Annotated in this window: 25 protein-coding genes; 14 read left to right on the top strand and 11 right to left on the bottom strand. The window is 63.4% G+C overall.

What is annotated here, in order from left to right:
• Positions 1-4 precede the first annotated feature (4 nt).
• Genes pseI through RMO51_RS02435 form a run of 4 tightly spaced genes read left to right on the top strand, consistent with a single transcriptional unit; the run spans position 5 to position 5280 of the window.
• Positions 5-1048, top strand: coding sequence for a pseudaminic acid synthase (gene pseI / locus RMO51_RS02450; protein WP_310391669.1), 1044 nt, complete (start codon positions 5-7; stop codon positions 1046-1048).
• A 14-nt stretch (positions 1049-1062) separates the two neighbouring features.
• Positions 1063-2364, top strand: coding sequence for a hypothetical protein (locus RMO51_RS02445; RefSeq protein ID WP_310391667.1), 1302 nt, complete (start codon positions 1063-1065; stop codon positions 2362-2364).
• A 32-nt stretch (positions 2365-2396) separates the two neighbouring features.
• Positions 2397-3779, top strand: a complete 1383-nt coding sequence (locus RMO51_RS02440) for a DUF7033 domain-containing protein (protein WP_310391665.1) — start codon at positions 2397-2399, stop codon at positions 3777-3779.
• Positions 3757-5280 (top strand): lipopolysaccharide biosynthesis protein, encoded by a 1524-nt coding sequence (locus RMO51_RS02435; RefSeq protein WP_310391664.1) that lies wholly within the window; start codon positions 3757-3759, stop codon positions 5278-5280. The genes RMO51_RS02440 and RMO51_RS02435 overlap by 23 nt, the downstream gene beginning before the upstream one ends.
• A 266-nt stretch (positions 5281-5546) precedes the next feature.
• Here RMO51_RS02435 and RMO51_RS02430 read toward each other — a convergent pair whose 3' ends face one another.
• On the bottom strand, positions 5547-6269 hold the full coding sequence (locus tag RMO51_RS02430; protein ID WP_310391662.1) for a DUF937 domain-containing protein: 723 nt from the start codon (positions 6267-6269) through the stop codon (positions 5547-5549).
• A gap of 285 nt (positions 6270-6554) precedes the next feature.
• Positions 6555-6893: a tetratricopeptide repeat protein gene (locus tag RMO51_RS02425; RefSeq protein WP_310391661.1), complete on the bottom strand. Its 339-nt coding sequence runs from the start codon at positions 6891-6893 to the stop codon at positions 6555-6557.
• Between the two features lie 84 nt (positions 6894-6977).
• On the opposite strand from RMO51_RS02425, the gene RMO51_RS02420 reads away from it, so the two are divergent.
• The 4 genes from RMO51_RS02420 to RMO51_RS02405 all read left to right on the top strand — a co-directional run bounded on the left by RMO51_RS02420 (position 6978) and on the right by RMO51_RS02405 (position 10310).
• On the top strand, positions 6978-7718 hold the full coding sequence (locus tag RMO51_RS02420) for an electron transfer flavoprotein subunit beta/FixA family protein (RefSeq protein ID WP_310391658.1): 741 nt from the start codon (positions 6978-6980) through the stop codon (positions 7716-7718).
• A 93-nt stretch (positions 7719-7811) separates the two neighbouring features.
• Positions 7812-8789, top strand: a complete 978-nt coding sequence (locus tag RMO51_RS02415; RefSeq protein WP_310391656.1) for an electron transfer flavoprotein subunit alpha/FixB family protein — start codon at positions 7812-7814, stop codon at positions 8787-8789.
• A 219-nt stretch (positions 8790-9008) separates the two neighbouring features.
• A complete protein-coding gene (locus RMO51_RS02410; RefSeq protein ID WP_310391655.1) occupies positions 9009-9638 on the top strand; it encodes a bifunctional nuclease family protein in 630 nt (209 codons plus the stop codon).
• Positions 9639-9791: 153 nt separating this feature from the next.
• Positions 9792-10310, top strand: coding sequence for a YfiT family bacillithiol transferase (locus RMO51_RS02405; RefSeq protein ID WP_310391654.1), 519 nt, complete (start codon positions 9792-9794; stop codon positions 10308-10310).
• Between the two features lie 131 nt (positions 10311-10441).
• On the opposite strand, the gene RMO51_RS02400 is transcribed toward RMO51_RS02405, so the two are convergent.
• The 6 genes from RMO51_RS02400 to RMO51_RS02375 form a co-directional block, all read right to left on the bottom strand.
• Entirely contained in the window at positions 10442-11638 is a 1197-nt protein-coding gene (locus tag RMO51_RS02400; protein WP_310391652.1) for a cytochrome c peroxidase, read from the bottom strand.
• The gene (locus RMO51_RS02395; protein ID WP_310391650.1) at positions 11635-12639 is read right to left on the bottom strand and encodes a hypothetical protein; all 1005 of its coding nucleotides are present in this window, start codon (positions 12637-12639) and stop codon (positions 11635-11637) included. The genes RMO51_RS02400 and RMO51_RS02395 overlap by 4 nt, the downstream gene beginning before the upstream one ends.
• A gap of 52 nt (positions 12640-12691) precedes the next feature.
• Complete coding sequence (locus tag RMO51_RS02390) at positions 12692-13468, bottom strand: MbnP family protein (RefSeq protein WP_310391649.1); 777 nt, start codon at positions 13466-13468, stop codon at positions 12692-12694.
• A 132-nt stretch (positions 13469-13600) separates the two neighbouring features.
• Positions 13601-13990, bottom strand: coding sequence for a hypothetical protein (locus RMO51_RS02385; protein WP_310391648.1), 390 nt, complete (start codon positions 13988-13990; stop codon positions 13601-13603).
• A gap of 188 nt (positions 13991-14178) precedes the next feature.
• Positions 14179-14988, bottom strand: a complete 810-nt coding sequence (locus RMO51_RS02380) for an ATP-binding cassette domain-containing protein (protein ID WP_310391647.1) — start codon at positions 14986-14988, stop codon at positions 14179-14181.
• A 102-nt stretch (positions 14989-15090) separates the two neighbouring features.
• Positions 15091-15822, bottom strand: coding sequence for an ABC transporter permease (locus RMO51_RS02375; protein WP_310391645.1), 732 nt, complete (start codon positions 15820-15822; stop codon positions 15091-15093).
• Between the two features lie 99 nt (positions 15823-15921).
• Between RMO51_RS02375 and RMO51_RS02370 the strand changes: the two genes are divergently transcribed.
• Positions 15922-16647, top strand: a complete 726-nt coding sequence (locus RMO51_RS02370) for an SDR family oxidoreductase (RefSeq protein ID WP_310391642.1) — start codon at positions 15922-15924, stop codon at positions 16645-16647.
• Positions 16648-16657: 10 nt separating this feature from the next.
• Here the strand turns inward: RMO51_RS02370 and RMO51_RS02365 are convergent, their stop codons facing one another.
• A complete protein-coding gene (locus RMO51_RS02365; RefSeq protein WP_310391641.1) occupies positions 16658-17458 on the bottom strand; it encodes a GIN domain-containing protein in 801 nt (266 codons plus the stop codon).
• Positions 17459-17601: 143 nt separating this feature from the next.
• Here RMO51_RS02365 and RMO51_RS02360 point away from each other — a divergent pair, with 143 nt between their 5' ends.
• The 4 genes from RMO51_RS02360 (at position 17602) to gldG (ending at position 21901) form a co-directional block, all read left to right on the top strand.
• Positions 17602-18297, top strand: a complete 696-nt coding sequence (locus tag RMO51_RS02360) for an SDR family NAD(P)-dependent oxidoreductase (protein ID WP_310391639.1) — start codon at positions 17602-17604, stop codon at positions 18295-18297.
• Positions 18298-18385: 88 nt separating this feature from the next.
• On the top strand, positions 18386-19294 hold the full coding sequence (gene gldA, locus RMO51_RS02355) for a gliding motility-associated ABC transporter ATP-binding subunit GldA (RefSeq protein WP_310391637.1): 909 nt from the start codon (positions 18386-18388) through the stop codon (positions 19292-19294).
• A 148-nt stretch (positions 19295-19442) separates the two neighbouring features.
• Positions 19443-20168: a gliding motility-associated ABC transporter permease subunit GldF gene (gene gldF / locus RMO51_RS02350; protein ID WP_310391636.1), complete on the top strand. Its 726-nt coding sequence runs from the start codon at positions 19443-19445 to the stop codon at positions 20166-20168.
• On the top strand, positions 20168-21901 hold the full coding sequence (gene gldG, locus RMO51_RS02345; protein ID WP_310391635.1) for a gliding motility-associated ABC transporter substrate-binding protein GldG: 1734 nt from the start codon (positions 20168-20170) through the stop codon (positions 21899-21901). The genes gldF and gldG overlap by 1 nt, the downstream gene beginning before the upstream one ends.
• 267 nt (positions 21902-22168) lie before the next feature.
• Here the strand turns inward: gldG and RMO51_RS02340 are convergent, their stop codons facing one another.
• Together RMO51_RS02340 and RMO51_RS02335 are read right to left on the bottom strand one after the other, a co-directional pair.
• Positions 22169-22462, bottom strand: a complete 294-nt coding sequence (locus RMO51_RS02340; protein ID WP_310391633.1) for a type II toxin-antitoxin system RelE/ParE family toxin — start codon at positions 22460-22462, stop codon at positions 22169-22171.
• Entirely contained in the window at positions 22450-22629 is a 180-nt protein-coding gene (locus tag RMO51_RS02335; protein ID WP_310391631.1) for a hypothetical protein, read from the bottom strand. The genes RMO51_RS02340 and RMO51_RS02335 overlap by 13 nt, the downstream gene beginning before the upstream one ends.
• A gap of 173 nt (positions 22630-22802) precedes the next feature.
• Here RMO51_RS02335 and dnaN point away from each other — a divergent pair, with 173 nt between their 5' ends.
• Positions 22803-23927, top strand: coding sequence for a DNA polymerase III subunit beta (gene dnaN, locus RMO51_RS02330; protein ID WP_310391629.1), 1125 nt, complete (start codon positions 22803-22805; stop codon positions 23925-23927).
• The last annotated feature ends 58 nt before the right edge of the window (positions 23928-23985 follow it).

The raw sequence follows: 23985 nt of genomic DNA, 5'->3' as shown, positions 1-23985 counted from the left end.
CCCCATGACTGAGATTACCATCGGGGGCCGCCTGGTTGGGCCCGCGCACAAGCCGTTTATCATCGCCGAGATGTCGGGCAACCACAACCAGAGCCTGGCCCGGGCCTTGGCGCTCGTGGAGGCCGCCGCCGCGGCGGGCGTCGATGCCCTCAAGCTCCAGACCTACACCGCCGACACCATTTCGATGGACACCGGCTTCGCCATTGCGGAAGAAGGGCACTCGCTGTGGGAAGGGCAGAATCTGTATAAGCTTTACCAGGCGGCTCACACGCCCTGGGAGTGGCACGCCGAGCTGTTTGCCCGGGCCCGGCAGCTCGGCTTGCTGGCCTTCAGCTCGCCGTTTGACGAGACGGCGGTGGACTTTCTGGAGGCGCTGGACGTGCCGGCCTACAAGATTGCCTCCTTCGAAAACGCCCACTGGCCGCTGCTGCGCAAGGTGGCCGCCACCGGCAAGCCCGTGATTGTGAGCACCGGCGCCGCCACCCTGGCCGAAATCGACGACGCCGTGCGGGTGCTGCGCGCGGCCGGCTGCCGCGAGCTGGTACTGCTCAAGTGCACCAGCACCTACCCCGCCTCGCCGGCCAACACCAACCTGCGGACCATTCCGGTGCTGGCCGAAACGTTCGGTTGCCCCGTCGGCCTGAGCGACCACACCATGGGCGTGGGCGCCGCCGTGGGCGCCGTGGCCCTGGGCGCCTGCGTCATCGAGAAGCACTTCACCCTGAGCCGCGCCGAGGGCGGCGTGGACGCGGCCTTTTCCCTGGAGCCGCACGAGCTTCAACTGCTGGTGGAAGAGACCGAGCGGGCGCACCAGGCCCTGGGCACGGTGCAGCTCGGCATCCAGGCCGGCGAGGAGAACAGCCGGCGCTACAAGCGCAGCATTTACGTGGCCCGGCCCATTGCCGCCGGCGAAGAATTTACGGCCGACAACCTGAAAATTATTCGCCCCGGCGACGGCCTCTGGCCGCGGCACTGGGACGAGGTGCTGGGCCGCCGCGCCGCGCGCGACCTCCAGCCGGGCACCCCCCTGACGTGGGCAGCGCTGTAGTGCCGGGTCCGTCTTTGCCGCTCATTCCCCGGCTGCGCGACATTCTGCAGCTGCGCTTCACGGCGCTGTTTGCGGCGCTGCCCCCGGCGGCGCTGGCCAATATTTCGCCCGCCAACCCGCTGAAGCGACTGGCGCGGGTGCTGGGCTACGCCGGCCTGCGGCTGGTCGGCAACCTGTTTCGGCCCCTAAAAAACCCGGACGACCTGCATGGCAAAGTGTGGCTCTACGTGGTGAGTGCCAACAACTACGACGCGCTGGCCTTCATCCGGCAGGCCCGGCCCGATGCCGTGCTGGTGGCGGGTCAGGCCAAAAACATAGGCCGGTACGGCGGCGTGGTGAACCGGCTCTCGCTGCGCCGCAAACTGCTCTATTACTGGCAATTTCCCGCTGCTTTTGGGGGCCTGCTGCGCACCGAGGGCGGCCGGGCGTGGCGGTTTTTTGATTTCATCTTCTACGCCATCGGCTACTACGAGGTGTACCGCCGGGCCCTGCGCCGCTACCGGCCGCGCGCCGTGGTGTTTTCCAACGACCACAACGACGACACCCGCTCGCTGCTGCTGGCCTGCCGCGCCGAGGGCGTGCCCACGGCCTACGTGCAGCACGCCAGCGTGAGCACCAACTTCCCGCCGCTGGGCTTCGAGCTGAGCCTGCTCGAAGGCCAGGACGCGCTGGATAAATACCGCCAGTGCGGCCCCGTGCGCGGCCGCGTGGCGCTGGTGGGCATGCCCAAGGCCGACGCCTACCTGGCCCGCCGCAACACCGCCCCGGCCGTGCGCCGCGTGGGCCTGGCCTGCAACCTCCACGACCCGCTGCCGGCCCTCGCCGAAGCCCTGGCCTACCTGATGCGCGAGTTGCCCAGACTGGCGTTCACCCTGCGCCCGCACCCCGTCGACCGGCGCGACTTCGGGCCGTTGCGGCAGTTGCTGCCCGCCCTGCACTGGTCGGATGCCCGGACCGAGAACGTCTTCGATTTCCTGCTGCGGCAGGATGCGCTGGTGGCCGCCGACACCTCCACCCACCTCGAAGCCACGCTGCTGAACGTGGCCAGCGTCTACTTCCGCTTCGGCACCAACCTCCTCACCGACGACTACTACGGCTACGTCGCCCAGGGCCTGGTGGCGCGGGCTAATACCCTGCCGGCGCTGGCCGCGGCGTTGGGCGGCTACGCCCAGTTCAAGCCGGCCGACCTCTACCGCCGCGCGGCCTACTACAACGCCACCCTGGGCACGCCCGACGAGGGCCGCAGCCAGCCCCGCACCCTGGCCTTGCTCAACGAGTGGCTGGGCGCCGTGCCGGGAAGCACGCACGCGCAGTAGAGCAGTCGAACGGCAACTGTACTTTTGGACCCATGGCCCCCGCCCCGCCCCGCCCCGCGTTGCCCGCCCCGGTCGTTGCGCCGGTCACGCCCGAAGCGCGGCTGGCGTACGTGCTGCGGCATTTCCGGCTGGCCTATGAGCAGGTGCCCGCCGTGACAATTGGCTACCCGGCCGCTCAGCCCGCCATTACCGTGACAAACGGCGCCGGTGGTTTTTTCGACCGACCTGCACCCTACCCACCAGCCCCCAATTTCCGGGAATGGGGCGGCCAATCGGTGCCCTTCTTTTTCGACGCGCACCCCAAAGCCGCTTTGCTGGAGCTACGTGAGGATCAGGCCACCATCAACGCCGATGTCATCGCCGCGTCCTTTTACCTGCTCAGCGGCTGGCAGGAGTATTTCTCGGAGGCGCGCGACCAGCATGGGCGCTTTCCCTACGCGGCCAGCGTGCAGCGGCAGTACGGGTTTGTGGCCCTGCCCGTGGTGAACCACTATTTCGACGTGCTGAAAACGGCGGTGGAGCACGTCACCGGCCGGCCGCTGCGGCCCCGGCGCTGGGCGGGGCAGCCGTTTGCCGCCTTCATCACCCACGACATCGACAACCTGCACGGAGGCTGGGCCACGGCGGTGCGCCACGCGCTGCGGCGCGGCCGCCTGACCCGCGCCGCAACGCTGCTGGTAGCCAGGGTCCGCAGCCAGCCCGCTCCCTGGAACAACCTGGAGCACGTGCAGGCCGAAACCGCCCGCTTCGGCGCCCCGTCCACTTTTTTTATTCTGGCCGATAACCGACCGGCCCCCTATGGCCCGGCCAATGCCGACTACACCGCCGACGCGCCGGCTTTCCTGAACCGGCTCGCCACGCTGGCGGCCACCGGCGCCGAAATTGCCGGCCACGGCAGCTACGGCACCGCCGAAAACCCCGGCCGCCTGCGGGAAGAGCGGAAGCGACTCCAGCCGCTGGGCCCGGCCGGCAACCGGTTTCACTACCTCTGCTGGGAGCCGACCCGCACCCCCGAAACCCTGGCCCTGGCCGGCGTCACCTACGATTCAACGCTGGGCTTTGCCGAGCATTTTGGGTTTCGTAACTCGTACTGCCAGCCTTTTTTTCCGTTTGATTTCCCGCGCGGCCGGGCGCATTCATTCCTGGAAATTCCGCTGAACGTGATGGACGTGACCCTTCATCACCCCAGCTACCTGCGGCTGCGGCCCGAAGAAATAATGCCGGCGCTTCGCCCCGTGCTGGCCGAAATTGCGCGGTTCGGCGGCGTGGCCACGGTGCTGTGGCACAACGCAAATTTCGACCCGGCCAACGAAGCCACCGGCCCGCGGCAATTTGACGAGCTGATGCGCGAGCTGCGGCAGCGCGGGGCCGCATTTCTCACCGGAACCCAAATTGTCCGGCACCTTTGCGAATAATTTCAGCACGCACCTTTTGGGCATCGTTCAGCGCCAGGGCATCCGCAACACCCTGATTTCCTACGTGGGCCTGGCCATCGGCTTCGCCAACACCATCCTGGTGCTACCGCGGCTGCTCTCGCCGGCCCAGATTGGGCTGACGGCCGTGCTGGTGCCGCTGGCCACCATTGGGGCGCAGGTGGCGGCGTTCGGCTTTGCCAACGCGGGGATGCGCTACTTTCCCTTCTTTCGGAACCAGGGGCGCAACCATGCGGGGTTTTTTCCGCTGCTGCTCGGGCCGCCCCTGCTGGGCTTCGCCGTGGTGGCGCTGATCATGGGGGCCGGCAAGCCGCTGGTGCTGCGCTACTACGCCGCGGGCGACGCGGCCTTGCTGGCCCCACACTACCTAGTAACCATCGGGCTGGCGGGCTGCATAATGCTGGGCTCGCTGCAAGACGCTTATTTGCGCGCGCTGTTCCACACCTCGTTCTCCTCCTTTGCCCAAGAAATTCTGCTGCGCCTTATGCTGGTGGGGGCCGCCGTAGCCTACAACCAGGGCTACCTTAGCTTCCACGGTTTCGTGCTGGCCTACGCGGGGGCCTACGCGGTGGTGGCGCTGCTGCTGGCCGGCTACTTGGCCGCCATCGGCGAGCTGCACCTGCGGCCCACACGGGCGGCCCTGCGTATCAAGCCGCTGCGGGAGATGCTGGGCTTCGGCGGGTTCGTGCTGCTGAGCAACATTTCGGGCACGGTGCTGCTGAGCTTCGACAGCCTGATGGTGAGCACCCAGCTCAGCCTGTCGGCGGCCGGCATCTACCTCATTGCCACCAACATCAGCACGGCGCTGGTCCTGCCTTTCCGGGCGCTGTACAAGACGGCGCTACCGCTCATCGCCGAGTACTGGAAGGCGGGCGACATGGCCAAGATGGCGGACTTCTACCGGCGCAGCACCCGCGTCAACACCTTGCTCGGCTGCTACCTGGCCCTGGGCATCGGCCTCAACCTGAACTTCATCTATGACTTAGTGCACCGGCCCGAGTTTGCGGCGGGCTCCACGGCCGTGCTGCTGCTGCTGGCCGGCCGGCTGGTCGACGGCATCACGGGCGTCAACGGCACCATCGTGGCCACGTCGCCGCGCTACCGCTTCGATTTAGTCTTCAACGCCTCGCTCGCGGCGGCTGTGGTGGTGCTCAACTGGCTCCTGATTCCGCGCTTCGGGCTGGCCGGCGCGGCCCTGGCCTACTGCGCGGCCCTGGTCAGCATCAACGCGGCCCGCACTTGGTTCGTGTGGCGCACCTACGGCCTGCAGCCGTTTGATGGGCGCATTGCGCGCATATTAGCGGTGGCGGCAGTGGCGGGCACCGCCGCCGGGCTCCTGCCCGAAACCGGCAATGCCTGGGCCACCCTGCTGCTGCGCGGCGGCGTGCTCACGGCGCTGTACACCGCGGGGGTTCTGCTAACCCGCGCCTCGCCCGAGGCCACCGAGCTGGTACGGCAGTTACGGCGCCGGCTGCTGCTTTAGAAGCTGTTTGAATTAGCCGCTGGTTGATGTAGAGACGCATCCTGGCGTCTCGTCGTTGAACGCAATTGGCCGAACTGCGCGCACGACGAGACGCCAGGATGCGTCTCTACACCGTTCTCATGCCACCAAAAAATAACTCAAACAGCTTCTTAGGAAAGAGAAGCTGCAAGTGCAAGCACGAAGTGCCGGAAACTGACCACTGAGTTGCTCGTTGGCAGAGCTACCGCGTTTCAGGAAGCCGGCCCGGCCTCGTTGCCCAGCCGGTTTCATGCGCAGAAACCCAGCAGCACGAAGCTGGCGAAAGTCGTCATCATGCGGTACCAGCGGGCGCCGACCATCCGGGCTGCCCGGCGCCGAATTGCGGTGGCCGCGCGCAACGGCGCGGCGACCAGCGCGGCCGATGCGGCGAAACCGCCCGGCCCCGCCACGCCGGTAAGCCCGCGCAATTCGGCGGGCAGCAGGTCCCACCGGGCCTGCATCTTTTGCCTGCTCAGTACCGCCGCAAGGCCCTTGGTCCGCAGGCGATGGCGGGCCGCATACTGCCCCACCAGGGCGGGCAGCACAGCGGCCAGCAGTTGCAGTACCACTTTGGCCGACGCCAGTTTAATGCGGGCGTAACAGCTGATGGCGCCGGCCAGCGCGGCGCTGCCCGTGCCAAATAGGCTTACCAGCAAGGCCTCGCCGCGCTGCAGGGCGCTACCAGCCGCGTAGCCGCCGCCCAACATTCCCAGCATGCCCGTGAGCGTAGAATAGCTGCCATTGAAAGGATGGGCTGCCTCAATCGGGAATTGATGGCAGAACAGTGCATCGCCCGTCCGAACTTGCCGGGCCATGCTCCCAAGTAAAACCGGCATTGCCCCGTTCAAGGCTTGGCTGATGCCCTGCTTGCGTTCACCCAAACGCCCCGCCACATGATTAATTAGTTCGGGGGAGAAAGTTGATTTAATGGTATCGAGTAAACTTAACATATAGATAAATTGGTGACTCATTGCGCGCCTGGCGGAAGCAGCCGGCTTAGTGGCAGTGAAATAAGCACATCCGAAAACCGTATTATTATCATTACGTTAGACATGGCTGTTTTCCGGCCCAACGGAAACTTTGCCAGTTCCAACGTTTTCCGTTCCCATCCCAGTCCCAACTTGGGAGCCTGCACGCGGTGGACTCTGGCCCCGCGGCCCGCGCCGGCAAGGGCGCCCCGCCTTGTGGCCAGGGCCGGGCGCTGGCGCTGTTCACACTCCGCGAGGACGGGCTTTTTCCGGCAACCCACCGGCGCCTCATTCGTCCTCGTAGTCGAGACCAAGGCAGCTGTTCAGGGCCTGGAGTAGCTCGCTGGCGGCGTGCTGCTGGCCGGTTCGCCGGGCCACTTGCAGGCCGGTGCGGTAAACCTTTTCGGCTTGGTCCTTCTTACCGAACTGCTCCAGCAGCTTGCCGGCGTGGTAGTACGTGCCCACGTAGTCGGGGTGCTCGGCCAGCAGCTTTTGGTAGAATTCCCAGGCGCGCTCGGGTTCCTGGGCCCGGTATTCGGTGGCCAACGCGTAGATGGTGAAGGCATCGGTCGGGTCGTCTTCGTAAAAGGCCAGCAGTTGCTGCAGGCGGGTGAGCGGGGTGTTCATTCGCGGGCGGTTTCAGGTTATCTTTGCGCCAAAATTGCGGTTTTTCCGCTTGCCATCTCCCTCCTCTGGTTTCAGCCCGCTTGCATGAAATTTCTCGTTTGCATCAGTAACGTGCCCGACACGACCACCAAAATCACCTTTACGCCCGACAACAAGGAGTTTAACAAGGCCGGGGTGCAGTTCGTGATTAATCCCTGGGACGAATACGCCCTCACCCGCGCCATCGAATTGAAGGAGGCCGCCGGCAGCGGCACGGTCACCGTGCTCAACGTGGGCGAGGCCGACACCGAGCCCAACATCCGCAAGGCCCTGGCCATTGGGGCCGACGACGCCATCCGCGTGAATGCCGCGCCCCAGGACGCGTACTTCGTGGCCGAGCAGATTGCGGCCGTGGCCAAGGAAGGCGCCTACGACGTGATTCTGATGGGCAAGGAAAGCATCGACTACAACGGCTTTCAGGTGCACGGCATGGTGGGCGAAATGCTCGGCATCCCGACCGTGGCCCCGGCCATGAAGCTGGATTTGAGCGGCAATACCGCCACCCTGGAACGCGAAATTGAGGGCGGCAAGGAAATCGTGACCGTGAATACGCCCTTCGTGGCCTCCTGCCAGCAGCCGATGTGCGAGCCCCGCATTCCGAACATGCGCGGCATCATGACGGCCCGCACCAAGCCCCTGAAAGTGGTGCCCGCCGTGGGCGAGCCCGCCCGCACCACGGTGGCCGAGTTTGCGCTACCCCCCAAGAAGCAAGGCGTCAAGCTCATTGACGCCGAAAACGCCGGCGAGCTCATCAAGCTGCTGCGCAACGAAGCGAAGGTTATTTAATTAAAAATTCATAATTAAAAATTAAAAATTGAGTCTGCATCCGCTCCAAGGTCAGATTTTTAATTCTTAATTTTTAATTTTTAATTCTCTTTTATGAGTGTACTAGTTGTAGTTGAATGCGCCGACGGCGAAGTCAAAAAGTCGTCGCTCGAAGTGGCCTCGTACGGGGCCCAGGTGGCCGCCCTGCTGGGCACCACCGCCACTGCCATGGCCGTGGGCGAAGCCTCGGCGGCCAACCTCGCCACCCTGGGCGAGCAGGGCATCACCAAGGTGCTGCACGATACCGAGCCGCGGCTGCAGGACTTCGTGAACAACGCCTATACCAAGCTCATTGCCGCCGCCGCCGAGCAGGAGCAGGCCAAAATCATCATCCTGGCCAACTCCAACATCGGCGCGGCCGTGGGCTCGCGCCTGTCGGTGCGGCTCAAGGCCAGCTTAGCCACTAACGTGGTGGAGCTGCCCCGCATCGACGGCGAGCAATTTGTGGTGAAGCGCGGGGCGTTTTCGGGCAAGGCGTTTTCGGACGTGGTGCTGAGCGGCGACCGCAAAATCATTGCCGTGAAGAAAAATTCCACCGAAGCGAAGCACGACGCCGGCAAAACGGCCGAAGTGGTCAGCTTCTCGGCCCAGCTGACCGACGCCGACTTTGCCGACGCCCCCACCCAAGTGGTGATGCAGGAGCAAACCGGCGGCGTGCTGCTGCCGGAAGCCTCCCTGGTGGTTTCGGGCGGGCGGGGCATGAAAGGCCCCGAAAACTGGAACCTGATTGAGGACCTGGCCAAGGCCCTGGGCGCGGCCACGGCCTGCTCCAAGCCGGTGTCGGACGTGGACTGGCGCCCCCACCACGAGCACGTGGGCCAGACCGGCATCACGGTGTCGCCGAACCTGTACATTGCCTGCGGCATTTCGGGCGCCATCCAGCATCTGGCCGGCGTGAACAGCAGCAAGGTGATTGTGGTCATCAACAAAGACGCCGAAGCCCCGTTTTTCAAAGCCGCCGACTACGGCATCGTGGGCGACGTTTTTGACGTCCTGCCCAAGCTGACCGCCGCTGTCAAGGCCCTCGGTTAAGCCGTGGTGTGCCCGTTTGGGGACTTGGGCCGCCGGCTTCCGCAAGGAAGCCGGCGCTTGGGTCCCCAATCTTTTTTTGGCATTCCCACAATCCGCAGCGGGTTTTCACGGCAGATACGAGGACTTTTCTTTATTTGCACGTACATCCCTTCTTCTGGCTTCGGCCGGGCCTGCCGCCCCTCCTTTCTCAAGCCCCCAGACCCCCAGTCCCCTCGTCCCTTGAAAAAAATCCAGCTTGAAATCCTGGGCCTTTCGTCCAGCCAGTCGCAGTCCGGCTCCTTTGCCCTGATTTTGGGCGAAAAGGGCGGCAACCGCCGTCTGCCCATCATCATCGGCATGTTCGAAGCGCAAAGCATTGCCATTCAAATCGAGAAAATCAGCCCCAACCGCCCGCTCACCCACGACCTGTTCAAGTCCTTTGCCGAGCACGTGCACGTGGTGATTCTGGAAGTGGTGATTTCGGATTTGAAGGAAGGCGTGTTCTATTCGCGCATCGTGTGTTCCGACGGCGCCACTACGTTTGACATCGACGCCCGGCCCTCCGACGCAATTGCCATCGGCCTGCGCTTCGGCGTGCCCATCTTCACCGTGGAAAGCGTGCTGAGCGAAGCCGGCATCATCCTCTCGGACCTCGACGAGGGCGAAGGCGAGGGCGAAGAGGACGAGGAAGACGACGAGGACGAAGATTCTGACTCGCCCCGCGCGGCCCGCCCGCAGCCCGAGCCGCGCGACCCCAGCGGCCAGGTATCGCTGGATGAGCTGACCAAAATGCTGGCCCAGGCCCTCGAAAAAGAAGACTACGAAAAAGCCGCCAAAATCCGCGACGAGCTCAACAAGCGCAACGGGTGACGCTGCGCTTAATGAGGAATGAAGAATGAGAAATGAGGAATTGGAGGTTTGCTTCCGGTTCCTCATTTTCTTTGCACCCGGTTGCAAGCTCACCGCGCACATACGACCCCAATTCCTCATTCCTCATTCTTCATTCCTCATTAAGCGCAGCGTATGGACCTCCGCTACCCCATCGGCCCCGCGCAACTGCCTGACCAGGCCCTGAGCGCCGCCGAGCGCACGGCGCTGATTCAGCAGCTTGCCGAGCTGCCCGCCCAGCTTATGGCCGCGGCCCGGGCCGTGGGCGGCGAGGGCCTGGAACGCCCCTACCGGCCCGGCGGCTGGACCGGCCGGCAAGTCATCCACCACGTGGCCGACTCCCACATGAACTGCTACTTTCGCTTCCGGCTGGCCCTGACCGAGGAGCGGCCCACCGTGCGCCCCTACGACGAGCAAGCCTGGGCCGAGCTGCCCGACGTGGCCGCCACGCTCATCACGGTGTCGCTCACGTTGCTAGAGGCCCTGCATTCGCGTTGGGTCACGCTGCTGCACCACCTCACCGAGGCGCAGTGGGGCCGCGCCTTCTACCACCCCAACCTGGAGCGCGACTTCACCCTGGACCAAGCTCTGGCCATGTACGCCTGGCACGGCCAGCACCACTTGGCGCACCTCAAGCTGCTGCTAAAGCATTAGTGAATTATCAGTTGTCAGCTGCCCGTTGTCAGTTGTTAGCGTTATTTATAGACAAATGGCTGACAACTAACAACGGGCAACTAACAACTCATTTACTTTTCACAAGCCTGGTAGCAACCGGGAGATTCCGACTACCTGGGCTCCGCAAAACGCGCGTCATTGACAAAAGTAGAGTCCGTCAGGGTGCGCAGGAAGGCAACAATCTGCGTTTTCTCTTGGGCAGTCAGCTCCAGGTTGGCGCTTTGCTGGCGGGGGTCGTTGGTGGTGTTGAGCAGCAGCGGGTCCAGGTTGGGGCTGTTGAACTGCACGTGCTCGTTGTAGTGGTCCAATACGTCTTCGAGCGTGGCCAGGCGGCCGTCGTGCATGTAGGGCGCCGTGAGGGCAATGTTGCGCAGCGACGGCACCCGAAACTTGCCGTTGTCGGTGGGTCGGCCGGTTTGGCTGCCCAGGCCCAGGTCGGTGGTCGGGCCGGCCAGGCCGTTGTTGCGGAAGTTGTGGTCGGTTTGCAGCTCGCCGCCGTGGCAGTCGCCGCAGTTGCCGCCGCGCAGTCGCCCGTTGGGATGGATGCTGAACAACTGCAAGCCGCGCACCTCATCGTTTGAAAGCAAGGTGGGGTTGCCGCGCCGGTACTGGTCGAAACGGGAGTTGCTCGAAATCAGCGTCCGCTCGAACTGGGCCAGGGCCTGGAGCACCCGCTCCTCGGTGATGGCGCTGGTACCAAACGCCTGGCCGAACAAGGGCGGATACTTGGCCAACTGCTGCAGGCGCGTCACGCCAACGGCCAGCGGCTGGTGCAGCTCCACGGCGTTTTCGATTGGCGCGCGGGCCTGCTGCTCCAAGCTGGTGCCGGAGCCGTCCCAGTTCAGCCGGGGCTCCCATAGCAGGTTTTGCAACGGCATGGCGCTGCGCGGGTGCCGGCCGCCGCGCACGCCCTCGGCCCGGGCCAGGCCGTCGGTGAAGGCCTTGCTCTGCTGGTGGCACGAGCCGCAGGACTTGCTATTGTCAACCGACAGGGCTTTTTCGTAGAACAAGTGCCGGCCCAGGGCCACGCCTTCCACGGTCAGCGGGTTGTCGGCGGGCGGGGCGGGCGGCACCGGAAACTGCGGCGGCAGCACCAGCGCGTAGGGCGTCGGCGCCGGGAAGCTGTCCGACGCCGGCTTGGGCGCCTCGGGGCCGGATTCGCAGGCACCCAGCAGCAAGACGGCCGCGCCGAGCCCCACCAGCCGGCGCCCGCGCCGGGCCGCCGCGCCCACGGCTGCCCGCACCGAACCGTGGGCGAGCCCGGCCAAAAGTCCACCACGGGCGGATTGGGGTTGGGTTCGGTTCATGACTTGGGATGTAAAAGGTACTTGGTTTGCTTGAAGCTGTAGCCCAGGGCCACCACCAGCCGGCCGGCGCTGGCCGGGTGGTCGGTGGTGGCGGTGTACACCGGCAGCTGCAGGCTGGTGGTCAACGACATATTTTTGTAGTATAGGTCCAAGCCCGGGCCGAGCAGGGCGTTGTTCATGGCGTGCTCGCCGGTCAATTCCCCGTCCAGCATTTCGCCGTCGGTTTTTTCGTAGAAGAACTGCGCCGACGGGTACAACTGCCAGTTGGGGCCCAGCGCCACGCGGTAGAACAGGCTGCCGAACGTGGCGGTGGCCGGGGCCAGGCTGTTGCGCAATTGGTTCTCGCCCGACAGCCGGTAGCTGCTGTTCACGCTCAGCCCCAGGGCGCGGTATGAGCCGATGTAGTTGGCGTACACGAAGCCGTCGGTGGTGCCAGTGCCCGCCTGGTTGAGCAGGGCGTAGCGCCGGCCGGCCGGATTCTGGCGCCGGTAGTCGCCGGTGGGCAGCTTGACGCCCCCGCCCACGATGAGCCGGCTCTGCACCCCGGCCGTCTCGATGGCCCGGATGAGGTGGAAGCCACCAAACACCGTCACGTCGCCCAGGCCCGCAACGTTGAGCTGCCGGCCATTGATTTGCGAGGTGTTCAGCACGTACGGCACGAAGGCATTCAGCTCGACGCGGCGCGACAGGAAGTACTTGCCGCGCAGCTCCAGCACCCGGAAGGCTTCGAAGTCGGTGGCGTCGCCCTGGTGGTCGTGGCCGTAGCCGTTGTCGGAATTGAGGGCACTGGGAAAGGCCACGCGGGCGCCAGCGGGCCGGAACTGCGGGCGCTGGCCCAGGGCCCGGTAGCCGTTGAAGATGCGGTAGCGGTGCATCAGCGCCGCGCCGCTCTGGTTGTCGTAGGGCGTGATGCCCATGAAGCACCCGCAAATGTCGCAGGCGCGGGCCGCGGGGCCGGTCAGCAGCAAGCCGCCAAGCAGGAGCCGAGAAAAAATTCTCATGGCGCAGAGATAAAAAGGAGCCCGGCGGAGTGTCCCCCGCCGGGCGGCCCGTTCAGTTGGCGTGGATGTGGTCCACGGCAAACATGCCCGCGGCAATGTTATCGGCCACCCGCACCGACGGCGCCCCGCCCATGGTGTTATTGACCGTGGCAAATCGCACCGGGTTGGGGCCTTCGAACATGCCCAGCACGTTTACGTGCACGTGCATTTCGGGCGTGTGGTCCTTGCGAACCAGCAGCTTCGTGCTGGCCGGAAAGGGCAGCGACACCGTGCGAATGGTGTTGTTAGCGCCGTTGGCGCCCTTGAAGCCGGCGATGTGGAACACCAGCCCGCCGCGCGGCGACTGCGGGGAGGTACCTTCGAGCTTGACGTTGATAAACTCCTGGCTCCAGTCCCACCACATGCCGTTGCTGGCGTCGAGCACGCCGGTGTAGGCACCGGCCTTGGTGCGGGCGCTGTCCACGCCCACCACGAAGCTGATGCCGGTGTAGTCGCCGGCCGGCACGTCCGCAAAGCTCAGCGTTTTGCTCCCGGGCTTGGCCTGGTCAATCAAAAAGTAGCTGTCCGGTACGCTGTACGCGCTGTTGTCGGCCTTCCTGAGTTGCACGTTGGAGACATAGTACTTGAAGGTGCTGACCTTGAAGTTGTCGCCGGCCGTCGTGGTGTACGTATCGGTGTCGAGGTTCAGGTCGCGGGTGCCCACCAAGTGGTCCATTTCAACCGAAAAAACGCCCAATTCGGGGCCCTGAGGGTCCGAGTCTTTGCTGCATCCAGAAATAACGGCCAGGGCCAAAGTGGCGGCCACGGCCGCAAAGCGAGAATAAAACATGAGGAAATAAGTTGAAAGCTGCTAAACTGAGGATTTAGCCACGTGCGTCAACGCACGGGCCGGGGTCGGCCGCGAAGACGGCCAACCCCAAAGCGCCTGCCTATCGCCGGGAGCGAAAAGCAGGCGCCATCATCAAGCAGCTAACAGGGGCGGCCGGAACACGCCGGGCGCCGGCGCGTCGACGTAGCGCGCCGCGGGCCGGGCGGCGTAGGGCCACGCCGCCGAGGGCCAGTGCCGGGGCGCCCGGAAGGCCGGGCGGGCCGACGCCGGCAGCACCTCAAACTTCATTTTGCCCATCTTGGACACCGGCGCTTTTTTGTTGGCTCCCTCGCCCTCTATTTTGCGCAGTTGCTGGGCCAGGTGGCACTGGCCGTTGCAGCGCAGCTGCGGCCGGGCCTTGTTCACGCAGAACAGCGCCGTGATGCGCTCCTTGTTCAGCTCGTACTGCACCACCAGTAGCTCCTGCCCCAGGGTTTGGAACAGCAGCAACGCGGTGAGAAAGTAAGCCAGAATGCGGTGCACGGGCGGAGCGACGGAGGGGGTTGGCCGCAACGAAAATAGGCAACGAACCCCGGATTTAGGGCCTATACCACTAGGGCGTCATGCGAAGCGAAGCATCTCGCGTGGAGCAGTATCCTCAATCGTTGAACGATGCGAGCGAGATGCTTCGCATGACGCCCTATTTAGCATCAATTGCCTAGTTGGATAAGCTAAATGCCGCCGCCCATTTCTTCGGTGATGGAAGCCAGGCCGCCTTCGGTTTCGTCTTCTACTTTCTTGGCGGCCCGCACTAGGCTGCTGCTGAAGATGAAATCGCGCAGCTCGGGCACGGTCGTGTCCAGGATTTGGTCCTTGGTGCCGTCCCACAGCTTCTGGCCCTTGTGCAGGAAGATGATGTGCTCGCCAATCTCAATCACCGAGTTCATGTCGTGGGTCACCACGACCGTGGTGATGCCGTATTCGTGGGTGATTTCCTGAATCAGCCCGTCGATTTTGATGCTGGTGGCGGGGTCGAGGCCGGAGTTAGGTTCGTCGCAGAACAGGTAGGTACACTGCGGGGCAATGGCGCGGGCAATGCCCACGCGCTTTTTCATGCCGCCCGAAATCTCGGCCGGCATCTTGTTGCCCGCGTTTTCCAGGCCCACGCGCTTGAGGCAAAACTCCACCCGGTCGCGCCGCTCGGCGGGGCTCATTTCGGGCGTCAACATCTGGAGCGGAAACTCCACGTTCTGGGCCACGGTCATCGAGTCGAACAGCGCCGAACCCTGGAACAGCATCCCGATTTTGCGGCGGATTTCCTGCCGAATGTCAATCTTGCTGTTCGTGTACACCGTGCCGTCGAAGGTGATGGAGCCGATGTCGGGCTTCATCAGCCCCACGATGCACTGCAACAGCACGCTCTTGCCCGTGCCCGAGCCGCCGAGCAGCAGGTTGCACTTGCCGGTTTCGAACACGCACGAAATGCCCTTGAGGACGGGCGTGCCGTCGAAGGCTTTTTCAATGTTGGATACTTCAATCATGGTAGTTGTCAGTTGTTGGTTGCTCGTTGTCAGTTGCACGCTTTGGGCTCCCAGCACATCAGGCACTGCCTAACAACTGACAACCAGCAACTGACAACTAAATTAAAGCAGCAGCGCCGCCAGGGCGAAGTCGGCGATGAGGATGGCAATGATGGAGTTGGTGACGGCGCCGGTGCTGGCCGCGCCCACTTCCAAGGCCCCGCCGGTAGTGTTGTAGCCCTTGAAGGCGGCAATGCCCGCCACCAGAAAGGCGAACACCACGGACTTGATGAGGGCGAACACGATGTTGTAAGGGATAAAGTCGAGCCGCACGCCCTCGATGTAGTCCTGCGAGGTCATGACGCCGGTGAGCGTGCCGGCCAGATAGCCGCCCAGAATGGAGAGCACCATGGCCAGGATAACCAGCAGCGGGAACATAAGAATGGCCGCCACGATGCGCGGCAGCACGAGGTAAGAGGTAGAATTGATGCCCATCACCTCCAAAGCCGATACTTGCTCCGTGATGCGCATGGTGCCCAGGCCGCCGGCAATGCTGCTGCCCACCTTGCCCGCCAGCACGATGCTGGTGATGGTGGGGGCCAGCTCCAGGATGGTCATCTCGCGCACCATGTAGCCGATGGTGGACTGCGGAATGAGCGGGTTGGTGAGGTTATAGGCAATTTGCACGCAGGTCACGGCCCCGATGAAGGCCGACACGATGGAGACGATGACGATGGAGTCGACGCCGATGAGAATGGCCTCGTCGATGGTGCGGGTCCAGAGGACGCTGAGCCGCTCGGTGCGCGTGACCATGCCGCGCAGGAAAAGGACGAACGTGCCGAAAGTTTTGAGCATGGGGAATGGTTAGGGAATAAAACCGAATTTTGAGCGCCGGGCCGGCCGCTGCCAACTATTTCGGCAACCCGCAACCATACGTAAAATCACGCAACGACAGTGCAAACGAACGAAAAATTAATTGTCGTCACCGGCGGCAGCAAAGGTATTGGCCGCGCCGTAGTGGCGCGCTTCCTGCGGGCGGGCCACCCGGTGGCCACCTGCGCCCGCTCGGCCGCCGACCTGGCCGCCCTCACAACCGCCCTGGCGGCCGAAGTTCCCGGCGCCGTGCTCCACACCCTGCCCGCCGACCTCAGTCAGCCCGAGGACTGTGCCCGCTTCGCGGCTTTCGTGCTGGCCCTGGGCCCGCCCGTGGAAGTGCTGGTCAACAACGCCGGCGCTTTCACGCCCGGCCGCCTGCAGGACGAGCCGGCCGACGGCTCGCAGCTGCGCCAAATGCTGGCCGTGAACCTGCTCAGCGCCTACGACGTGACCCTGCCCCTGCTACCGGACTTCATCGCCCGCGGGCGCGGTCACATTTTCACCATCTGCTCCACGGCCAGCGTCACGGCCTACCCCAACGGCGGCTCCTACGGCATTGCCAAGCACGCCCTGCTGGGCTTCACCCGCAACCTGCGCGAGGAGCTTAAGCCGAGCGGCGTGCGCGTAACGGCCGTGCTGCCGGGCCCGGTGCTCACCGCCAGCTGGGCCGGCGTGGACCTGCCCGCCGAACGGTTCGTGCGGGCCGAAGACGTGGCCGAGGCGGTGTTCGGCGCCTACTCGCTCTCGCCCCACGCCGTGGTGGAGGAATTACTCATTCGGCCGCAGCTGGGGGACTTGGGATAGCCGGGCCAATTTACTCCGCCTGCTGGCCGCCCTTGCCGGTCACCCAAATGTCGGTGGTGGCGGGCGGGCCGCCGTAGTAGAGCGTGCCGGTACCCGCCACGATGCCGCCCACAATGTCGGTGGCGCGTACCCGGGCGTTGCCGTTGCTGCCGCGCGTCATGGTGAAGTAGCAGCGGCGCAGGTCCAGGGCCTGGGCGAACAGCCGGCCCGTGCCGCCGAGGGTGAATGCCATTTCTTCGGCCGAGCCCCGCAGGGTCATGTCGCCCAGTTCGTACTGGTCCACGTTCAGGTAGCGGGCCTTCAGGTCGAGGTCGTAGTCGCCGGCCCCCACCAAGTGAAAAAACAGCGTATCCTGCTCGAACTGGCCCACGGTGCTGCCGTTGCCCTGCCCGCGCAGGAACACGTTGCCGATACGGGGCAGGTGCAGGGTTACCTCGCAGGGCGCGTCGTAGCTGCGGGCCCAGTTGCAGGTGCTGGTGTTGGCAATGTCTAGGGCGTCGCCGTTGCGGGTCAGGGTGATGTTGTCGATGATGTTTTTGCCGGCCCGTACCTCGGCGTAGGTCTGCGCGTCTTGCACCAGGCGCAGGTCCACGTTGTCGTAGGCCGTCACCGTGGCCAGGCCGGCGTCCACGTCGCGGCGCTGGGTGACAATGGCGCCGGTGCTTTTGAGGCAGTCGCCGCCGTGGCCGGGGCCGCAGGTGCTCAGGCCCCCAGCCAGCACCAGGCCCAGTCCGGCGCGGCCCAACCCGCGCGCCGCGCGCCCAAACCACCCCCTGCCGCTACCTTGCGGCCGCAAACTCGTATCGCGCATTTGCCTCGTTAATCGTAAATCACAAGTGAATGGGTTATCCGTTGCTCGTGGGCGGTGGGCAGGCCGGTGTTTGCGGTAAACACTGGGCTAGCCACGGCCAACGAGCAACGGATAACTGGCAGCTTAATTTTTTTCAAAGATAAATGGACCTCACCGGCAAAGTTGCCATCGTCACCGGCGCGAGCCGAGGAATTGGGCGCGCCACCGTGGAAGCCCTGCTCGCCCGGGGCGCCGCCGTGGCCGGCTGGGGCCGCAGCGCCCCTCCTGGTCTGGGGCACGACCGGTTTCAGTTCTTCGAGTGCGACGTGCGCGACGAGTACGCTGTGGCCGAAGCCTACACCAACACGCAGCGCGAGCTGGGGGCCGAAATCCACGTGCTGGTAAACAACGCCGGCCTCGGCATCGCCGGCCCCGTGGCCGGGTTCAGCACCGACGACTGGCGGCGGATGTTCGACACCAACGTGCACGGCACGTTCTACTGCGCCCGCGCCGTACTACCCCAGATGAAGCGCCAGCAGTTGGGCCACATCGTGAACATTGCCAGCATCGCGGGCCTCACCGGCATCGAAAACATGGCCGGCTACTGCGCCACCAAATTTGCCGTGCGCGGCTTTTCGCAGTCCTTGTTCAAGGAAGTGCGCAACGACGGCATCAAAGTCACGTGTCTGTACCCCGGCTCGACGCAAACCAATTTCTTCGACGACATTCCCGGCACCACCACCAACGACTCGATGATGCGCCCCGAGGACATTGCCAGCGCCATCATCTATTCACTGGAAACGCCCGCCAACTTTCACATCGTGGACGTGGAAATGCGGCCGTTGCAGCCTAAAAAATAGTTGCTCGTTGTTAATTGTCATTTGTTAGTTTCCTAGTGGGGCTTGCTAACGACCTGACAACTGACAACGAACAACCGACAACTAACCGATGGTAGAAATTGAACACCTGACCAAAACCTACGGCACCCAAAACGCCGTGGACAACATCAGCTTCACGGCGGGCAAGGGCGAAATCGTGGGCTTCCTGGGGCCCAACGGAGCGGGCAAGAGCACTACAATGAAAATTGCCACCGGCTACCTGCCGCCCACCGCCGGCACCGTGCGCGTGGCCGGGCACGACGTGCTGACCGAGAGCCTGGCCGTGCGCCGGCACGTGGGCTACCTGCCCGAGCACAACCCGCTCTACCTCGACATGTACGTGCACGAGTACCTCGAATTCATCGGGTCGGTGCACGGGCTGCGCGGGGCCGGCTTGCGCGCCCGCGTGGCCGAGCTGGTGCGCCGCGTGGGCCTGAGCCGCGAGCAGAACAAGCAAATCGGAGCCCTCAGCAAGGGTTACCGGCAGCGCGTGGGCCTGGCCCAGGCCCTCATCCACGACCCCGACGTGCTGATATTAGACGAGCCCACCACCGGCCTCGACCCCAACCAGATTTTAGAAATCCGCCAGCTCATCCGCGAAGTGAGCGAGGACAAAACCGTCATTTTCAGCACCCACATTCTGCCCGAAGTCACGGCCCTGTGCTCCCGCGTGCTCATCATCAGCCGCGGCAAGCTGGTGGCCGACAGCCCCGTGGCCGAGCTGGCCGCCCGCGCCGCCGGCGAAACCACGGTTCGCGCCGAATTTGAAGGCACCGTCGATACGACCAAGCTCGCCCAGCTGCCCGGCGTGCGCCACGTGGAGGCCGCGCCCGACGGGGCGGTACTGCTGCGCACCGCGCCCGGCACCGACGTGCGCGCCGCCGTGTCGCGCCTGGCCGGGCAGGAAGGCTGGATTCTGCTCGGGCTGCGGCAGGAGCAGCAGAGCCTGGAGGAGGTATTTGGAGAGCTGACGAAATAGAACCGAACAAGTACAAGAACTAATAAGGAACGTCATGCTGAGCTTGCTGAAGCATCTCGCTCAGGCTAGCAATTCAATCGTTCAACGGTGCAAGCGAGATGCTTCGGCAAGCTCAGCATGACGTTCAAATTCCCGGCTTTCACGCCTTATGCTCACCATCCTTCAAAAAGAATTCAACGCCTTCCTAAACTCCCCCGTCGCCTACGTGGTGCTGGGAGTTTTTCTAATTGCCACCGGCCTATTCGTCTGGGTTTTTCCCGACAGCAGCGTACTGGATTACGGCTACGCCGACCTGCAAACGCTGTTTTCGCTGGCGCCCTGGATATTCCTGTTTCTGATTCCGGCCATCACCATGCGCACGTTCGCGGAGGAGAAAAAGGCGGGCACGATTGAATTACTGCTCACCCGCCCGCTCACCGATGGGCAGATAATTGGCGGTAAATATTTGGCGTGTTTTTTACTGGCGTTACTGGCCCTAATTCCCACGCTGCTCTACTATTTTTCGGTGTATAAACTGGGCAGCCCAGAAGGCAATATTGATTCGGCTGCAACGGTCGGCTCCTATTTGGGCTTAGCGTTGTTAGCGGCCGTATTCGCAGCCATTGGCGTACTGGCATCGGCCGTCACGCGCGACCAGATTATTGCGTTTCTGGCGGCCGTGGTGGGGTGCTTTTTGATTTACTCCGGGTTCGATTCGCTGGCCTCGGTGCTGGAAGGCAGTTCGGCTTATTACGTGAGCCAATTGGGCATTGCGGCGCATTACCGCGACCTCAGCAAGGGCTTGGTTGACTCGCGCGACTTGGTTTATTTTTTCAGCGTGGTTGCGGTGGCCCTGCAAGCTACCCGGCTGGTACTACGGAGCCGGAATTGGTAATGGAGAATACGTTGACAAATTCGGCGATACCGGCCCCGGTTCCAGCTTCGCGCAAGCAACGCGACTTGCTGCTTTTCGCCGCCGTATTGGGCGGCCTTCTGTTGTTTAATTTCATTGCGCAGCGCTTCTTCTTCCGGCTTGACTTGACCGAGGAAAAACGCTACACGATGTCGCCGGCCACCAAAGCGCTGCTCCGGGGCCTGAAGCAGCCGGTCACCATCACCGTGTACCTCACCGGCGACTTCCCGCCCGCGTTCCGCCGGCTGGAACAAGGCGTGCGCGAAACGCTGACCGAGTTCCAGGTCTACGGCGGCGCTAATTTGAACTACATTTTCATCGACCCCAGCGCGGCCAGCACCGAGGCAGCGCGCAACGCTTTTTATACCACGCTGTTTAAAAAAGGCCTGAAACCCACCAACCTCGGCGCCACCGAAAACGGCAAGCGCGTCGAAAAAATCATCTTTCCCTACGCCGTGGTGAGCGTGGGCGCCGTGGACAAGCCCGTGCTGCTGCTGCGCGGCAACCAGGCCGCCCCGGCCGACGTGCGCCTCAACCAAAGCATCGAGGGCCTGGAATACGAGCTGGCCAGCACCATCCGCACGCTGGTGCCGGCCCTGCGCAAGCGCATCGGCGTGGTGGAAGGCCACGGCGAGTTGACCAACGTGCAGGCCGGCGACATGCTCGGCACCTGGCAGCAGCAGTACGACGTGTTCCGCGTGACGCTGAGCAAGGTGAAGGACCTGAGCGCGCTCGATGCCATCGTGGTGGCCCAGCCCAAAACGCCGTATTCGGAGGACGACAAGTTCAAGCTCGACCAATTCATTACCCGGGGCGGCCGGGCCCTGTTCTTCGTCGATGCCCTGCGCGTGGACCTCGACAGCGTGAGCCGCAACGGCGCCGCGCTGGCCACGCCCTATAATCTGAACCTCGACGACCTGTTCTTCAAGTACGGCCTGCGCCTGAACCAGAACCTGCTCCTCGACCTCAATAGCGGCCAAATCCCGCTCGTAACCGGCCTGGACGGCAACAAGCCCAAAATCGAGCCCATGCCCTGGCAGCTTTATCCGCTCATCAACAAATTCAGCCCGCATCCCATCACCCGCAACCTCGACGCGGTCTACCTCAAGTTCGCCGGCAACCTCGACACGGTGAAAGCCCGCGGCATCCGCAAAACCGCGCTGCTCAGCACCTCGCGCTACACCCGCGTGCTGCCCGCCCCGGTGCCCATCAACTTCAACGACGCCCGCCTGGAGCCCAACCCCAAGCTCTACCAAAGAGGCTTTCAGCCGGTGGGCTACCTGCTCGAAGGCCAGTTCACCTCGCTTTTTGCCAACCGCGCCCGGCCCGGCACCCTGCAATTCCAGCCCAAAAAGCCGGCCAATGCCAAGCCCAGCAAAGTCCTGGTGCTGGCCGACGGCGACTTCATCCGCTCCGAAATAGACCCCAAAACCGGCAACCCCTTCCGCCTGGGCTTCGACCGCCTCGCCAACACCGAATTTGCCAACCGCGAGCTGGTCCTGAACGCCACCGACTACCTGCTCGACGAAACCGGCCTCATCGCCGTGCGCGGCAAGCAAATCACCCTCCGCCCCCTCGACAAAGTGAAGCTGGCCGAGCAGCGCCGCCGCTGGCAGCTGCTGAACCTGGGGGCGCCGCTGGCACTGCTGGGCCTGTTTGGGGCCGTGCGGGCGTGGCGGCGCAAGCGGCGGTATGCGGGGTTTGCAGCAGAATAACATCCCCATCGGCACATGTACGAATGGAAGTACCGCCTTGTTGCCGCATCAGTTTCGGCCACATCGGCTGTTCTTGTCGCTGGGCTAACTTATTATTTAATCAAGTGTCGTGAGCAAGAAATTAAATAGTTAAAGCTAGAGCATGACCGTGCTTATTTATCCGCTTTATCCGGGGTGGTTAGCTCTCGGCCAACTTCTGATAACCAAGTCCGCTACGCTGACGCCGGCAATAATTTGTGGAGAGGTACCATTCGAGAAACGCAATGACTATTCACGGTCTGGCAACGGCTTAGCAGTTGAGTGGATATGAATAATATCAACTCGTTCTTCGCTGACTATTTCGTACATAATGCGGTAACGGCCATCCAGTAATTCGCGCACGGCAGCGTCACCGTATTCGGGCACGATGCGACCCAAGCGAATAAAATTCACCAACGCGTCCGTGCGCTCAATAAGCCGCTCAATCAATTGCTCAGCGTATTTAGGAGAAAGCTGCCGGGCGTAATCCCGAACTTGGGCCAATTCTTCCGGCGCCCCGCTCGTCCACCTTACTTGAACCACGTTTTCACCAGTTGCTTTACTTCTTCCTGGGAATGCGTTTGATTATTGCGGCTTTGCTCGCGTCCCTTTTCAATTTTTTGAATCAACAGCAAACAGTCAATCAGTTCGTCCAATTCAAAATTGTCGGGCAATTGGTCGGCGGCGGTAAACAAGATTTCCTTATTCATCATACTTAGGGGTTGCGGCTTGACGAGGACTGTCGTTGCACTCTACAACTCAGTAGGAAGCTCTATCAAATCTACAAATCATCCGGGACTAAAGTTGCTGTTGCTCCCCCCTTCCAAAGCCCAACCCCGCCGCGTATCTTTGCCCTCCCTCACCCAAAGCCCAGGCCTTTCTCATGAAATTCATCGTCTCTTCTTCTGCCCTGCTCAAGCAGCTGCAAAGCATCAACGGCGTGGTTACGAACAACCCCGTGGTGCCCATTCTGGAGAACTTTCTCTTTGAGATTGAGGCCGGGAAGCTCACCATCACGGCTTCAGACCTGGAGACGAGCATGATAACCGAGCTGCCCGTGGAGGCTCGCGACACCGGCCGCATTGCCGCGCCCGCCCGCATCTTGCTCGACACGCTGAAGAACCTGCCCGACCAGCCCGTGACCTTCACGCTGGACGAGGAAACCTACACCATCGAAATCAGCTCGGCCAACGGGCGCTACAAGCTGGCCGGCGAGAACGCCGCCGACTTCCCCCGCGTGCCGGTGGTGAAGGGCTCCTCGCCCATTGAGATGCCGTCGTCGTCGCTGGCGCGGGCCATCAACAAAACCATTTTCGCGGTGAGCACCGACGAGCTGCGCCCGGCCATGACCGGCATCCTGGTGCAACTGGCCGACGCGCAGGTGACGTTTGTGGCCACCGACGGGCACCGCCTGCTGCGCTACCGCCGCCAGGACGTGGGCGCCGGCCAGACCGCCAACCTCATCATCCCGCGCAAAGCCTTCAACCTGCTCAAGGGCACGCTGCCCGCCGAGGCCACGCCGGTGAAGATGGAGTTCAACCAGAGCAACGCCTTCTTCAGCTTCAACCAGATGCGCCTCGTGTGCCGCCTGATTGACGAGCGCTACCCGGACTACGAAAACGTGATTCCGGTGAGCAACCCCAACAAGCTCATCATCAACCGCGCCGAGCTGCTGAATTCGGTGCGCCGCATCAGTATCTACTCCAACAAAACCACCCACCAGGTGCGCCTGCGCCTGGCCGGCTCCGAGCTGGTGGTGAGCGCCGAGGACCTGGACTTTAGCAACGAAGCCAAGGAGACCCTCACCTGCCAGTACGACGGCGAGGATATGGAAATCGGCTTCAACGCCCGCTTTCTGCTCGAAATGCTCTCGAACATCGACTCCGAGGAAATTACCCTGGAGCTGAGCACGCCCAACCGCGCCGGCCTGCTCATGCCCACGCTCGCCGACGACAACGAGAGCATCCTGATGCTGGTGATGCCGGTGATGCTGAACAACTACGTTTAATCGCGGATGATGCAGATGGTGCAGATGCAGGCGATTGCATACGTGAACTGGTGAGCCC

The sequence above is a fragment of the Hymenobacter sp. genome (assembly GCF_031398885.1).
GTDB lineage: Bacteria > Bacteroidota > Bacteroidia > Cytophagales > Hymenobacteraceae > Hymenobacter.
The sequence above is the reverse complement of the archived record's forward strand: the minus strand, read 5'-3'. Positions and strand labels throughout refer to the sequence as shown.

Coding starts and splice junctions, on each gene's coding strand:
- pseI (WP_310391669.1), top strand. CDS start 5: ATGACTGAGATTACCATCGGGGGCCGCCTGGTTGGGCCCGCGCACAAG.
- RMO51_RS02440 (WP_310391665.1), top strand. CDS start 2,397: ATGGCCCCCGCCCCGCCCCGCCCCGCGTTGCCCGCCCCGGTCGTTGCG.
- RMO51_RS02430 (WP_310391662.1), bottom strand. CDS start 6,269: ATGAGTCACCAATTTATCTATATGTTAAGTTTACTCGATACCATTAAA.
- RMO51_RS02425 (WP_310391661.1), bottom strand. CDS start 6,893: ATGAACACCCCGCTCACCCGCCTGCAGCAACTGCTGGCCTTTTACGAA.
- RMO51_RS02420 (WP_310391658.1), top strand. CDS start 6,978: ATGAAATTTCTCGTTTGCATCAGTAACGTGCCCGACACGACCACCAAA.
- RMO51_RS02415 (WP_310391656.1), top strand. CDS start 7,812: ATGAGTGTACTAGTTGTAGTTGAATGCGCCGACGGCGAAGTCAAAAAG.
- RMO51_RS02405 (WP_310391654.1), top strand. CDS start 9,792: ATGGACCTCCGCTACCCCATCGGCCCCGCGCAACTGCCTGACCAGGCC.
- RMO51_RS02400 (WP_310391652.1), bottom strand. CDS start 11,638: ATGAACCGAACCCAACCCCAATCCGCCCGTGGTGGACTTTTGGCCGGG.
- RMO51_RS02395 (WP_310391650.1), bottom strand. CDS start 12,639: ATGAGAATTTTTTCTCGGCTCCTGCTTGGCGGCTTGCTGCTGACCGGC.
- RMO51_RS02390 (WP_310391649.1), bottom strand. CDS start 13,468: ATGTTTTATTCTCGCTTTGCGGCCGTGGCCGCCACTTTGGCCCTGGCC.
- RMO51_RS02380 (WP_310391647.1), bottom strand. CDS start 14,988: ATGATTGAAGTATCCAACATTGAAAAAGCCTTCGACGGCACGCCCGTC.
- RMO51_RS02375 (WP_310391645.1), bottom strand. CDS start 15,822: ATGCTCAAAACTTTCGGCACGTTCGTCCTTTTCCTGCGCGGCATGGTC.
- RMO51_RS02365 (WP_310391641.1), bottom strand. CDS start 17,458: ATGCGCGATACGAGTTTGCGGCCGCAAGGTAGCGGCAGGGGGTGGTTT.
- RMO51_RS02360 (WP_310391639.1), top strand. CDS start 17,602: ATGGACCTCACCGGCAAAGTTGCCATCGTCACCGGCGCGAGCCGAGGA.
- gldA (WP_310391637.1), top strand. CDS start 18,386: ATGGTAGAAATTGAACACCTGACCAAAACCTACGGCACCCAAAACGCC.
- gldF (WP_310391636.1), top strand. CDS start 19,443: ATGCTCACCATCCTTCAAAAAGAATTCAACGCCTTCCTAAACTCCCCC.
- gldG (WP_310391635.1), top strand. CDS start 20,168: ATGGAGAATACGTTGACAAATTCGGCGATACCGGCCCCGGTTCCAGCT.
- RMO51_RS02335 (WP_310391631.1), bottom strand. CDS start 22,629: ATGAATAAGGAAATCTTGTTTACCGCCGCCGACCAATTGCCCGACAAT.
- dnaN (WP_310391629.1), top strand. CDS start 22,803: ATGAAATTCATCGTCTCTTCTTCTGCCCTGCTCAAGCAGCTGCAAAGC.